11 protein-coding genes are annotated in these 13,646 nt (G+C 29.3%); 9 read left to right on the forward strand and 2 right to left on the reverse strand.

Features of this window, described 5'->3' with window-relative positions; genetic code table 11:
- Positions 1-6: 6 nt before the first annotated feature.
- Positions 7-765: an IclR family transcriptional regulator gene (locus E0E45_RS09195; protein ID WP_130890886.1), complete on the reverse strand. Its 759-nt coding sequence runs from the start codon at positions 763-765 to the stop codon at positions 7-9.
- Positions 766-1,140: 375 nt separating this feature from the next.
- Here E0E45_RS09195 and E0E45_RS09200 point away from each other — a divergent pair, with 375 nt between their 5' ends.
- The 3 genes from E0E45_RS09200 to E0E45_RS09210 all read left to right on the forward strand — a co-directional run bounded on the left by E0E45_RS09200 (position 1,141) and on the right by E0E45_RS09210 (position 4,099).
- Positions 1,141-2,067: a tripartite tricarboxylate transporter substrate binding protein gene (locus E0E45_RS09200; protein ID WP_130890887.1), complete on the forward strand. Its 927-nt coding sequence runs from the start codon at positions 1,141-1,143 to the stop codon at positions 2,065-2,067.
- Positions 2,068-2,168: 101 nt separating this feature from the next.
- Positions 2,169-2,609 (forward strand): tripartite tricarboxylate transporter TctB family protein, encoded by a 441-nt coding sequence (locus E0E45_RS09205; protein WP_130890888.1) that lies wholly within the window; start codon positions 2,169-2,171, stop codon positions 2,607-2,609.
- 23 nt (positions 2,610-2,632) lie between these two features.
- Positions 2,633-4,099, forward strand: coding sequence for a tripartite tricarboxylate transporter permease (locus tag E0E45_RS09210; RefSeq protein WP_130890889.1), 1,467 nt, complete (start codon positions 2,633-2,635; stop codon positions 4,097-4,099).
- Between the two features lie 341 nt (positions 4,100-4,440).
- Here E0E45_RS09210 and E0E45_RS09220 read toward each other — a convergent pair whose 3' ends face one another.
- A complete protein-coding gene (locus E0E45_RS09220) occupies positions 4,441-4,770 on the reverse strand; it encodes a DUF2023 family protein (protein WP_130890890.1) in 330 nt (109 codons plus the stop codon).
- A gap of 183 nt (positions 4,771-4,953) precedes the next feature.
- On the opposite strand from E0E45_RS09220, the gene uvrB reads away from it, so the two are divergent.
- From uvrB to trmFO, 6 genes are all read left to right on the forward strand, one after another.
- Complete coding sequence (uvrB, locus tag E0E45_RS09225; protein WP_130890891.1) at positions 4,954-6,936, forward strand: excinuclease ABC subunit UvrB; 1,983 nt, start codon at positions 4,954-4,956, stop codon at positions 6,934-6,936.
- 14 nt (positions 6,937-6,950) lie between these two features.
- The gene (gene xseA, locus E0E45_RS09230; protein WP_130890892.1) at positions 6,951-8,171 is read left to right on the forward strand and encodes an exodeoxyribonuclease VII large subunit; all 1,221 of its coding nucleotides are present in this window, start codon (positions 6,951-6,953) and stop codon (positions 8,169-8,171) included.
- On the forward strand, positions 8,152-8,802 hold the full coding sequence (locus E0E45_RS09235) for a tetratricopeptide repeat protein (RefSeq protein ID WP_130890893.1): 651 nt from the start codon (positions 8,152-8,154) through the stop codon (positions 8,800-8,802). The genes xseA and E0E45_RS09235 overlap by 20 nt, the downstream gene beginning before the upstream one ends.
- A gap of 11 nt (positions 8,803-8,813) precedes the next feature.
- On the forward strand, positions 8,814-9,872 hold the full coding sequence (gene dprA / locus E0E45_RS09240; RefSeq protein WP_130892335.1) for a DNA-processing protein DprA: 1,059 nt from the start codon (positions 8,814-8,816) through the stop codon (positions 9,870-9,872).
- Between the two features lie 94 nt (positions 9,873-9,966).
- On the forward strand, positions 9,967-12,222 hold the full coding sequence (gene topA, locus E0E45_RS09245) for a type I DNA topoisomerase (RefSeq protein WP_130890894.1): 2,256 nt from the start codon (positions 9,967-9,969) through the stop codon (positions 12,220-12,222).
- 60 nt (positions 12,223-12,282) lie between these two features.
- A complete protein-coding gene (gene trmFO / locus E0E45_RS09250) occupies positions 12,283-13,596 on the forward strand; it encodes a methylenetetrahydrofolate--tRNA-(uracil(54)-C(5))-methyltransferase (FADH(2)-oxidizing) TrmFO (RefSeq protein ID WP_130890895.1) in 1,314 nt (437 codons plus the stop codon).
- Positions 13,597-13,646: the final 50 nt, after the last annotated feature.

The raw sequence follows: 13,646 nt of genomic DNA on the forward strand, positions 1-13,646 counted from the left end.
CCCAGTTTATTTATTAAAATACTCTAATCTTTTAGAAATTTCTTCACATGATTTTCTCATGGACTCAGCTATCTTCAATGCTCTCTCATCTGTCAAAGAATCTGGAAAACATGGACAGCTCACAGCAGCTACTATTCTGTTTTTACTATCCAGTATAGGAACTGCCACAGCTCTTATATTCACTGAATGCTCCATATTATCAAAAGAAAGCTTATTTATGTTTATTTTAAGAAGTTCTCTTTTTAGTTCTTCTCTATCAGTTATAGTATTTTCAGTATATTTAGGAAGATTTCTCTCTAAAAGTTTATTTAGTCTACTCTCACTTAGCTGGCATATTAAAAGTTTACTTGCTGCTCCTGCATGTAATGGAAATATTGCATTTTCAGAAACTGATATTTTGATAAAATCACTGCTCTCCACTTTTCCTATACTTCTTATTTTATCTTCATCCAAAACACTTATTTTAAAGGTTTCCTTAAACTTTAAAGATAGTTCCTCCAAATATGGATATGCTATATTTTTTATAAGAGTATATCTTTCATGCTTATTTGAAAAAAAATAAAATTTTTCTCCTATTTTGTATTCTCTTCCTTCTAAATTCAAATATTTAAGTTCTGTTAGAACTGATAAAAGTCTGTTTGTTGTTGCCTTAGGTATTTCTAAATCTTTTGAAATATCTGCTTGTGTAGCTGATTCTTTATAATAAAGATAGTTAAATATCTTATCTGCTTTTTCTATTGCAGGAACTTTTTTTTCATTTTCCATATCTCCCCCCTGTTTATATTATAATTCTCTATAATTAGTTCATCAAAATGAGTAATTTATTCAAAAATCTATAACATATTATACTATATTTTTCCATATATGGAACTAACTTTTTTATGCTTTTTTAATAGTTATTCTGTTATTTTGATAAAGTCTCATATAGTTTTATTAATTTTTGTTTCATATACGGAATTTTTTCTTTGTTTTTTTATTGTACTTTTTAATAATATTAAGTTATAAATAGATTATAAGATATTTAATAAAAAATAATATAAAAAGAAATCTAATATAACAAAAATTTCTATTTCAATACAATGTACACAATATGAATAATAAAAATTTTGTCATATTAGTAAAACTGAGGAGGACAGATTTATGAGAAAAAAACTTATGATGATTATTTTCACTTTAATGGCTGCTTGTGCCTTTGCTAAAGCTTATCCTAGTAAAAATATCAATATGATTGTACCATTCAGTGCTGGTGGTGGAACAGATGCAGTTGCTAGAAAATTAGGAAGTCTTATGGAAAAAGAGCTTGGTACTTCAGTAGTTATAGTTAATAAAACTGGTGGAGCTGGAGCTGTTGGAATGACTTTTGGAGCTACTCAAAAGAAAGATGGATATACAATTACTATGATAACTAGAGAAATAGTTTCATTACCTTTAATGAATCTTTCTCCAATCAGTTATAAAGATTTTTCATTAGTATCTTTAGTAAATATGGATCCTGCTGTTGTTTTAGTTGAAAAAGATTCTAAATATCAAACTTTAGATGAACTTTTGGCAGATGCGAAAGCAAATCCTGAAAAAATAAAATTTGCAAGTACAGCTAAACCTAATTTTTATGCTTTAGCCATAGAAAATGAAGCTGGAGTAAAATTTAATCATATTCCATATAATGGAGCTGGGGAAGTTATCCCAGCATTATTAGGAAAACATGCTGATTTCTCTTTAATGGGACCAGGAGAAGCTATTGGACAATTAAAAGCTGGTCAGTTAAGAGCTTTAGGAATTATGGCTGATACAAGAATAGAAAGCCTTCCAGAAGTTGCTACATTAAAAGAATTAGGACATGATGTTGTTTCTGGTACTTGGAGAGGTATTGCAGTACCTAAAGGAACATCACCTGAAATAGTTGCTGCTCTTGATGCTGCTATTAAAAAATCTGTTGAATCTGATGACTTTAAAGATTTTATGAATAACTCTACATTTGGAATCAAATATCTAAATGGAAAAGACTTTGAAACATTTATAATAGAAGATACTGCTACAATAGATTCTATAGTTAAATCTTTAAAATAATCATAAAGAATTCTTAAATTAATGTATGAAAGTGGGTGACCAAAAGCTAGATTAAATTTCTACTTATAAGTCACCCATATTTCATAAAAGGGGGATTAATTTTGTTAGAAACTGTTTTTTCTGCATTTCTATGCATAGTAAGTGTATTTATTTTTTATTCTTCTACTCAGTTTAATATGGCATTTATAGGAAATACTGGACTAGGTCCTGATTTCTTCCCTAAAGTTATTGCAGTTATTTTATTTATACTTTCTGCTATGCTTTTTGCTGGAAGTTTAAAAAACAAAGATAAAAAAAGTATTTACAATCCAAATATGAAATATACTTTCATGGTAATTTTTGCTTTTGCAGTATATGTATTTCTTATAGATAGAGTAGGTTATTTAATATCCACTATAATCTTTGCTTTTGTTGTAATAACTATTTTGAAAAGTAAATCAAAAATATTAAATATAGTATTTGCAGTAATATTTCCTATAGCTCTATATTTATTGTTTACTTATGCTTTTAAAGTATCTTTGCCTACTGGACTGTTTATATAATTAAAATAAGGGGGAAAATATAAATGTTTGGTCACTTAATACAAGGTTTATCTACTGCTCTTTTGCTGGGTAATTTATTTTATCTGGTTCTTGGGGTAACTGGTGGGATTGTCATTGGAGCTCTTCCAGGACTTACTGCTACAATGGGAGTTGCTATCCTGCTTCCATTTACTTTTGGAATGGATGCAGTTACTGGTCTTATAATGCTTGTTGGAATATATATTGGAGCTATTTATGGGGGATCTATCTCAGCTATTCTTTTGAATACTCCTGGAACTCCAGCATCAGCTGCCACTTGTTTTGATGGTTATGCTTTAGTAAAAAAAGGATATCCTACAAAGGCTCTTAGTGCTTCTACTATTGCTTCAGCATTGGGAGGACTTATCAGCTGTCTGGCTCTTGTTACTATATCACCTGTATTGGCAAAATTTGCTTTGAGGTTCTCTGCTCCTGAATATTTTGCATTAGCTCTATTTGGACTTACTATTATTGCAAGTATCTCAGCTGAAAATTTCTTAAAAGGAATAATTGCTGGAATGATAGGATTATTGATATCTTGTTTTGGTATGGATTCTATAACAAGTTATCCGAGATTTACTTTTGGAGTAGTTGATCTTCTTAATGGATTTTCAGTTATTCCTGTTCTTATAGGATTATTTGCTGTATCAGAAGTTTTTAATCAAATAGAAACTTTAGTTGGAGAAAAAGAAATAAAAACAGATATAGTTATGGATAAAAACTATATGAACTGGAAAGAGATAAAACATTGTCTTCCAACTATACTTAAATGTGGAGCTATTGGAACTTTTATAGGGTCTATTCCTGGTGCTGGTGCTGATATTGCTGCCTTTGTGTGTTATAATGAAGCTAAAAGAAGTAATAAAAATGAGAAATTTGGAGAAGGAAGTCTTATTGGTATCTCTGCTCCTGAATCTGGTAATAATGGAGTAACTGGAGGAGCATTGGTTCCACTGCTTACTCTTGGAGTGCCTGGAGATGCTGTTGCTGCTGTTCTTTTAGGAGCACTTATAATTCAAGGATTAACTCCAGGCCCACTACTTTTTGAACAAAATCCTGAAATTGTTTATGGATTATTTAGTTCTATGATAATTGGAAATATTCTTTTATTATTTATAGGGTTAGCAGGTATAAAATTCTATAGCAGAATTGTTGAAATTCCTAAAACTTTAATGATTCCAGCTATATTAATTCTTTCAACTATTGGATCATATTCTATGAATAATAGCTTATTTGATGTAGGAGTTACTTTTGTTTTTGGTATAATTGGATATATAATGTCAAAAATAAAAATGCCTAGTTCTCCAATAGTTTTAGCTGTAATTTTAGGACCAATGCTTGAAACTAATTTAAGAAAAGCTGTTTTAATGTATGAAGGATCATATAGTTTCTTATACACTAGACCAATTACAATAATTTTCTTAATTTTAACTGCACTTTCTATGGTTTCAGCTTTAAGAAAGAAAAAATAAAAAGGAAATATTAAATAGAATTCCAGCTGAAAGATGGGAAGAAACTTCTGGTTTATTAGGAGAAGTCTTTTTAGCAAGCAAAGCTTCCGATTGTATAACTGAACATATCTTAGCAATTAATTGAGTATGGCTTGTAAAATAAGAAATTGAAATTTGGCAAAAATATTTTATTCTATCAAAATAATCAATAATATAATGAAGCAAAAAATAAAAATATTTAAAATAGTTAAAAATATCTTGAAAGAAAAAATATTTTTAATGAGAACAAATAAAATATATCAGATTTAAAAACTGAAAATCATATTAATCAAAAAAGGAAACTATTTTAGTAGTTTCCTTTTTTATGCACTAATAGCTTTTTCTTTAAACTTTAAAAATCTTTCACATTGTTTTCTTCTATCATATCCAAGCATTATTCCAAGTATAAAATCTTCTTCTGGAGTATAAGCTGTTAAAGAAAGTTTATTTATGTTTTTTATTACTGCTACACATTCCTTTGCTCCAAAGAATACATTTATTCTTTGCTTTCCTAAAGGATATATTATATAATCTATGTTTTCAGCATTTAATTTTTCTTTTATAATTTCTATATTACTTTTATCAGTAGTATGTAATATAAGGTTTCTGATTCCTTTTTGATATTCATATATATGATGTATAAAAACTTCCATGCTCTACCTCCTAAAAATTTATAATTGATTATATCATTATTTAAAAATATTTTCAATATATTTTAAAATAAAATTATTTGAAAAACAAAATAAAAATAAAAGGCATATTAATAAAAAAAGATAGATATAGAAAAAGTTTATGGTATAATTAAAAAATAGGAATTTATAAAGGTAGGTATAATTATGTTTAAAATACATTCAAAATATAGTCCTACTGGAGATCAGCCAGAGGCAATAAAAAAAATAACTGATAATATAAATAATGGAGTAAAAGATCAAGTACTTCTTGGGGTTACTGGTTCAGGAAAAACTTTTACTGTGGCTAATATCATAGAAAAGACTCAAAGACCTGCACTGATTCTTGCTCCTAATAAAACATTGGCTGCTCAGCTTTATTCAGAATATAAAAGTTTTTTTCCTGATAATGCTGTAGAATATTTCGTTTCATATTATGATTATTATCAGCCAGAAGCTTATATCGTCACTACTGATACATATATTGAAAAAGACTCTTCTATCAATGATGAAATAGAAAAATTGAGACATGCTGCAACTGCTGCTCTTATGAATAGAAGAGATGTAATAATTGTAGCTTCTGTTTCTGCTATATATGGATTGGGATCTGCTGAAACATATAGAAAAATGACTATCCCAATAGACAGACAGACTGGAATAGATAGAAAAGAACTTATTGAAAGACTTATAAGCATAAGATATGAAAGAAATGACATAGCTTTTGAAAGAGGAAAATTTAGAATAAAAGGTGATGTTATAGATATCTATCCATCATATATGGAAACTGGATACAGACTGGAATATTGGGGAGAAGATCTGGAAGAAATATCTGAAATCAATACTCTTACAGGACAAAAAATAAGAAAAAATCTGGAGAGAATTGTTCTTTATCCTGCTACTCAATATCTTACAGCTGATGGAGATAATGAAAGAATTCTTACTGAAATACAAAAAGATTTGAAAATAGAGGTTGAAGCTTTTGAAAAAAGAGGAAAACTTCTCGAAGCCCAAAGGTTAAAACAGAGAACTGAATATGATATGGAAATGATAAGAGAAATTGGTTACTGTAAAGGTATTGAAAATTATTCCAGATATCTTTCTGGCAAGAAAGAGGGAGAAACTCCTGATACCCTTCTTGAATATTTTCCAAAAGATTTTCTTATATTTATAGATGAATCTCATATATCTATTCCACAAATAAGAGGAATGTATAATGGAGATAGAGCCAGAAAAACTGCTCTTGTTGAAAATGGTTTCAGATTAAAAGCAGCACTTGACAACAGACCTTTAAAATTTGAAGAGTTTAGAAAAATTTCTGATCAGTCAGTATTTGTATCAGCTACCCCAGGAGATTTTGAAGTAGAATCTTCTCATGGACATATTGCTGAACAACTTATAAGACCTACTGGAATACTTGATCCTATAATAGAAGTAAGACCAACTAAAAACCAAGTAGATGATCTGCTGGAAGAAATAAGAATAAGAGCTGAAAGAAAAGAAAGAGTTTTAGTTACTACTCTTACTAAAAAAATGGCAGAAGAACTTACTGAATACTATCTTGGATTTGGTGTAAGAGTTAAATATATGCACTCTGATATAGACACGCTAGAAAGAATAGATATAATAAAAGGACTGAGAAAAGGAGAATTTGATGCTTTAGTTGGGATTAATCTATTAAGAGAAGGATTGGATATTCCTGAAGTTTCCCTTGTGGCAATACTAGAGGCCGATAAAGAAGGTTTTCTGAGAAGTAGAAGATCATTGGTACAAACAATAGGTAGAGCAGCCAGAAATATAGAAGGACGTGTTATACTATATGGAGATGTAATGACTGATTCAATGAAACAAGCTATTGATGAAACTAACAGAAGAAGAAAGATACAGCATGAATATAATGTATTTCATAATATAGACCCTAAGACTATTGTTAAAGAAATCAGCGAAGATTTAATTAATCTTGATTATGGATTGGATATCAATGAAACTGAAGGCAAGGATAAAAAAATATTTACCTCTAGAAAAGACATTGAAAAAGAGATAATAAAACTTCAAAAACAAATAGCAAAGCTTTCTAAAGAGTTAGATTTTGAAAATGCAATTATAAAAAGAGATGAAATGACTAAACTTAAAAAACTATTATTAGATTTTTAGCCAAGGAGTTTTTAATGTTTGAAGAAAGAACCTATAGTGTAAGTGAATTTAATAAAAAAGTAAAAAACTATTTGGAAGAAAACAGTGACTTAAGAGAATTTTTTCTTGAAGGAGAAATGTCAGGTGTAACTTATTATAAAAGTGGCCATTTGTATTTCAATTTAAAAGATAAAGAAGCTCAGGTAAAATGTGCTGCTTTCAAATATAAATTTAAAAGAATTACAGAGGATTTAAAAGATGGAGATTCTGTAAAAATATTTGGAGATGTTGGTTTCTATGAAAATAGAGGAGATTTTCAAATACTTGTAAGACATATTGAGAAAAAAAATGAGTTAGGTGAACTTTTTGCCAAGCTTGAAAATCTAAAAAAAGAGATGGCTGATCAAGGTTATTTTGACCTTTCTCATAAAAAACCTCTCCCAAAATTTCCTAAAAATATTGGGGTAGTTACTGCTTATACTGGAGCAGCTATACAAGATATAATAAAGACTATCAAGAAAAGAGATAATACAATAAATATTTACGTTTATCCTGCCAAAGTACAAGGAATTGGAGCAAAGGAAGAAATCATAAAAGGAATTAAAGCATTAAACAAAATAGAGGAAATTGATTTAATAATAGCTGGAAGAGGTGGAGGAAGCATAGAAGATCTGTGGTCCTTTAATGAAAAAGAAGTAGCTCTTGCTTTTTATAATTCTGAAAAACCTATTATTTCTGCTGTAGGCCATGAAATAGATTATCTCCTCAGTGATCTTACAGCTGATGCCAGAGCTGCTACTCCCACTCAAGCTGTAGAACTTTCAGTTCCTGAACGAAAAAAAACTTTAGAATCTATTGAAGATAGAAACAGATATTTAAAATCTCTTATGAAAAATTATATAGAAATTTTAAAAAGAGAATTAGAAAAGCGAGAGAATAATTACTACATAAAAAATTTTAGAAGAAATATAGAAGAAAAAAATCAGGAAGTAATGGAAAAAGAAACTCTTTTGAAAAAAGCATTTGAATATCATATACAAAATCTTCAAAATAATTTAAATAACAGAATAAACAAGATAGTCAATTTAAATCCTCTTGAAACTTTAAAAAGAGGTTACAGTGTTGTTACTAAAAATGGAACTTCAATAAAAAAAGTCAGTAATTTATTAATAGATGATGAAATTGATATTAAAATGACTGATGGTTTAATAAAAGGAATTGTAAAGGAGATAAAAAATGAAAAAGATACTTATTAGTATATTTATTCTCTTATCAGCATCTTTAGCTTTTTCAGAGGAAGTCACACCTATATACGAATATAGAAATGAAGCCCTGAGAAATATAGATACTAAAATGGAGGCTGAAAGAGATAGAGGAAGGTTAAAAAGGCTAAATAATCAATTTGAGGAAGAACTAAAAAATTATATTGAATCTGTAAATGGAAATACAGAAGTAATCTTCCAACTTGCAAATCAATATTTTAGAATGAATCAATATGATCGTGCAAGAAAAATCTTTTCTATGGATAAAACTGATATAAGAAATGTCTTTGGAGCAGCTACTACTGCAAGATTTCTTGGAAGAAATGAAGAGGCTATCTCATTATATAATGATACTTTAAATATAGATTCTTCTTTTTATGAAGCTTATCTTGGAAGAGGAATAGCTAATAGGAATCTTCAAAATTACGATAGTGCTTTAAATGACTTTAGACAATATTTAAATTATAGACAAGATGAATATGTATATGCTGGTATGGGAGATATCTATATGGCAACTGAAAAATATACAGATGCAAGAAATATTCTTGAAAAAGGAAGAAGTTTATACCCTGGTTCTAAAATAATAAGAGAACTTCTGGTAAAAGTTTACGCAAAAATAAAATAGAGGTGATCTTGTTGGAATGGTATAAATTAAGGGCAGCAGGTGTCAAGGACAGTGTTATCCGTAATTTAATGTCAGCTTTTAAGGAATACTTGGATATATTTAAATTAGATGAATTTCAACTAAAAAAATATTTTAATATTGATGATGGAGAGTATAAAAAAATTATTAACTCTAAAACTCTATCTCTTGATAAAGAAATAGAAAATTTAAAGAAAAATAAAGTAAAAGTATTAAGTTTAAAAAGTCAAAATTATCCAGAAGAACTAAAAAATATAAGTCAGCCTCCTGTTTTTCTCTATTATAAAGGAGATATTTCTCTTTTGAAAAATAGAAGAATAGGAGTTGTAGGTACAAGGAAAGCTACCACTTATGGAAGAATAACATGTGAAAAAATGACTGAAGATCTTATTGAAAACGGAATTACCACTGTAAGTGGACTAGCTCTTGGAATAGACAGTATTTGTCATAAAAGAACCTTAGATAAATCTGGTAAAACTATTGCAGTAGTTGGTAGCGGACTTGATATTATCTATCCAAAAGAAAATAGAATATTATGGGAACAAATAGAAAAATATGGATTAATAATCAGTGAATATCCTCTTGGAACAGAACCTATTGGATACAATTTCCCTATGAGAAATAGAATAATAGTAGGATTATCCAAAGGAATTCTTGTAATAGAAAGTCAGAAAAAAGGTGGCAGTTTGATTACAGCTGAATTAGCTTTAGAAGAAGGAAGAGAAGTATTTGCTGTTCCAGGAGATATTTTCTCTCCTTCCTCTGAAGGATGTAACAATTTAATAAAAAACAGTCAGGCAAAACTTACCACAGATGTAAAAGATATAATTGTAGAATATGGATGGAAAATAAAAAATAATAAAAATAGTAATTTAGATCTTACTTCTTATGAAGAAAAAATATTTTCTTTACTTGAAAAAGAAAAAAATTTAGACGAACTTATTTTAGAGTCCTCATTCAAGGCAAGTGAGATTTTATCTATACTTATGGACCTTGAAATAAAGCATATCATAGTAAGTATTCCTGGTGGAAAATACAGGAGAAAAAACTAAAATATAATTGTTTGTTGCTTTTTTTATTATTTTTTAGTAAAATGAAACGGAAATATAGTAAACAAAAATTTGAATTTAGATAGGGGTGAAGAATTTGGTTAAAAAGAATTTAGTTATAGTTGAATCCCCAGCTAAGGCTAAAACAATAGAAAAAATCCTAGGAAAAAAGTTCCATGTAGTTGCTTCTTTTGGTCATGTGAGAGATCTTCCTAAGAGTAAACTTGGTGTAGATGTGGATAATAATTTCCAACCTTCTTATTCTACAATAAAAGGAAAAGGAGATGTAATAAAAAATTTAAAAGATCTTGCAAAAAAATCTGATAAGATATATCTTGCTTCCGACCCAGATAGAGAAGGGGAAGCTATCGCCTGGCACATAGCTCATGCTTTAAAGCTTGATGAAAAAGACAGTAACAGAATAGAATTTAATGAAATAACTGAAACAGCTATTAAAGATTCTATATCTCATGCCAGAAAAATTGATATGGATAAAGTAAATGCTCAACAAGCTAGAAGAATACTTGATAGATTAGTGGGATATGGTATAAGCTCACTCCTATGGAAAAGTATTTCTTCAAATACTTCTGCTGGAAGAGTTCAGTCAGTTGCCTTAAAGCTTATCTGTGATTTAGAAGATGAAATTAAAAAATTCATTCCAGTTAAATTTTGGGAAGTAAAAGGAGAGTTTTTAAATAAATTAAAGCTTTCTCTCTATAGAGTAGACAATAAAAAATTTGAAAGACTTACTGATGAAAATGTTGTTAAAGAAATTAAAAAAGTGGAGAAAAAAGATTTTACTGTAATTGAAGCTAAGGTTTCTAAGAAAAGTAAAAATTCTCCTCTGCCTTTAAAAACAAGTACACTTCAGCAGTTAGCTTCATCTTATCTTGGTTTTTCAGCTTCTAAAACTATGAGAGTAGCTCAAGGCTTATATGAGGGTATTGATATAGATGGAAATCATAAAGGACTTATAACATATATGAGAACTGACTCTACAAGAATATCTGAAGATGCTGTAGAGATGGCAAAAAACTATATACTTGAAAATTTTGGAAAAGAATATCTTGGAGTACAAAAAACTGTTAAAAGCAAGCAAAAAATACAAGATGCTCATGAAGCTATCAGACCTACAGATATTATTCTTACTCCTGATAGTCTGAAAAGTACTTTAGATAAAGACCAACATAAACTATATAAGCTTATCTGGGACAGATTCCTTATATCACAACTTGCTCCTATGAAATATGAGCAGTTTGAAATAATATGCAATTATGAAAAGTTCGATTTTAGAGGAACTATAAATAAAATAATATTTGATGGATATTATAAAATATTTAAAGAAGAGGAAGATCTTCCTCTTGGAGAATTCCCTACTATAAAAGAAGGAGATATTCTTAAGTTAGAAAAACTTCTTATTAAAGAAGACTTTACTAAACCACCTTCAAGATTCACTGAATCTTCTCTGGTTAAAAAACTGGAAGCTGAAGGAATTGGAAGACCTTCTACATATGCTACTATCATTGAAACTCTAAAGAAAAGAGAATATGTTGTAGTTGAAGGTAAAAGTTTTAGTCCTACTGCATTAGGATATGAGATAAAAGATAAATTAGATGAAAATTTCCCTAATATAATGAATGTTAAATTCACTGCTGAACTTGAAAACCAGCTTGATGAAGTTGCTGATGGAGAAAAAGATTGGGTAAATCTTCTTTCAGTATTCTACAAAGAGCTTAAACATTACATAGATAAATTTAAAATTACAGTTGAAGAAGAGATGTCAAGAATAATTGAATCTGATGTTCCATGTCAGTGTGGAAAAGGCAATATGATTCTTAAAACTGGAAGATTTGGAAGATATCTTGCATGTCCTAATGAGTCTGAAGATTGCAAAGAAAAAATATCTCTCAAAGGAGTAGAAATACCTGCTGAAGATATAAAAAATGGTAAAATATTTGTTAAAGAAAAAGTAGAAGAAATAGTAAAAGCTAAAAAAGGAAGACCTACAGATGTATATACAGATAGTGGAGCTATGTATCTTTTAAAATTTGGTAGATTTGGAAGTTATCTTGAAAGTGAAAAATTTGCTGAAGATAATATAAGAACTCCTCTTCCAACTGAAATCAGAAAAATGCTGGCCAATAATCAGATAATAGAAAAAGATGGAATAGTACAACTTAAAGCTGAACTTAAAAAAATTACTGATGAAGAAGAAAAAATACTTAAAGCTGCTGGTAAATGTGAAAAATGTGGAAGACCATTTAAAATAAACAGAGGAAGATGGGGAAAATTTCTTGCTTGTACAGGATACCCTGAATGCAAAAATATAAAAAAAATAGAAAACAAAAAATAGAAGAACTCACCCCTAGGGGTGAGCTCTTTGAGTTTGGAAATAAATTTTAGAGGAGATACAATGAATAATAAAGAAGTCATCATAGTCGGAGCTGGATTAGCTGGCTGTGAAGCTGCATATCAGCTGGCTAAAAGAGGAATAAAAGTAAAACTTTACGAAATGAAATCTAAAAAAATGACAGAAGCACATAAAAATAAATATTTTGCTGAACTTGTTTGCAGTAATTCTCTAGGTGGTGACAATCTTGCCAATGCTTCTGGACTTATGAAAGAAGAATTGAGAAAACTTGATTCTCTTCTCATAAAAATAGCTGATAAAAACAGAGTTCCTGCTGGCCAGGCTTTAGCTGTAGATAGAGATGGATTTTCAATAGAAATAACTGAATATTTAAAAAGTATGGAAAATATAGAAGTAATTGAAGAAGAATTCACTGAAATACCTGAAGACCAGATAGTTCTCATTGCTTCTGGACCTCTTACTTCTGAAGTATTATCTCAAAAAATAGCTGAACTTACTCATAGCGATCATCTTTATTTTTATGATGCAGCTGCTCCCATTGTTACTTTGGAATCTATTGATATGGAAAAAGCTTATCGTCAATCTCGTTATGGAAAAGGAGAAGGAGAATATATCAACTGCCCTATGAATAAAGAGGAATACTATGCTTTTTATAATGCTTTAATAACAGCTGAAAGAGCTCCCCTAAAAACTTTTGAAGAGGAAAAACTTTTTGAAGCATGTATGCCTGTAGAAAGAATAGCAATGACAGGAGAAAGAACTCTTGTATTTGGTCCATTAAAACCTAAAGGTCTTATTAATCCTAAAACTGATAAAATGGATTATGCTGTTGTACAGCTTAGACAAGATGATAAAGAAGGAAAACTATATAACATTGTAGGATTCCAAACAAATCTCAAATGGGGAGAACAAAAAAGAGTTTTCTCTATGATTCCTGGACTTGAAAATGCTGATTTCATAAGATATGGGGTTATGCATAGAAATACATTTATAGATTCATCAAGGTTATTAGATGAAACATTGAAGCTGAAAACAAGAGATAATATTTACTTTGCTGGTCAGATAACAGGAAGTGAAGGTTATGTTTCTTCTATATCTACTGGTGCCATGGCTGCCATCAATATAGCCCATAGATTATTAGGAAAAGATCCTTTTATCTTAGATGATAGAAGTGCTATTGGTGCAATGATAAAATATGTTACTGAAGAGAAAAAGAATTTTCAGCCTATGGGACCTAACTTTGGAATTATAAGATCTCTTGATGGAGTAAGAATAAGAGATAAAAAAGAAAGATATAATGCTATTTCTAAAATAGCCTTAGATCACCTAGAAAGTAAAATAAAAGAACTAGCGTAGAAATATTTCTCAATATAAGTTATAATATAAGAGGATGTCAGATATACAGG

Source organism: Fusobacterium ulcerans ATCC 49185, assembly GCF_900683735.1.
GTDB classification, from domain to species: Bacteria; Fusobacteriota; Fusobacteriia; order Fusobacteriales; family Fusobacteriaceae; genus Fusobacterium_A; species Fusobacterium_A ulcerans_A.

Bases quoted from the DNA above. Each gene is read 5' to 3' on its own strand.
- xseA (WP_130890892.1), top strand. From the start codon at position 6,951: ATGTTTGAAGAAAGAACCTATAGTGTAAGTGAATTTAATAAAAAAGTA.
- E0E45_RS09220 (WP_130890890.1), bottom strand. From the start codon at position 4,770: ATGGAAGTTTTTATACATCATATATATGAATATCAAAAAGGAATCAGA.
- E0E45_RS09195 (WP_130890886.1), bottom strand. From the start codon at position 765: ATGGAAAATGAAAAAAAAGTTCCTGCAATAGAAAAAGCAGATAAGATA.
- trmFO (WP_130890895.1), top strand. From the start codon at position 12,283: ATGAATAATAAAGAAGTCATCATAGTCGGAGCTGGATTAGCTGGCTGT.
- E0E45_RS09235 (WP_130890893.1), top strand. From the start codon at position 8,152: ATGAAAAAGATACTTATTAGTATATTTATTCTCTTATCAGCATCTTTA.
- uvrB (WP_130890891.1), top strand. From the start codon at position 4,954: ATGTTTAAAATACATTCAAAATATAGTCCTACTGGAGATCAGCCAGAG.
- E0E45_RS09200 (WP_130890887.1), top strand. From the start codon at position 1,141: ATGAGAAAAAAACTTATGATGATTATTTTCACTTTAATGGCTGCTTGT.
- E0E45_RS09210 (WP_130890889.1), top strand. From the start codon at position 2,633: ATGTTTGGTCACTTAATACAAGGTTTATCTACTGCTCTTTTGCTGGGT.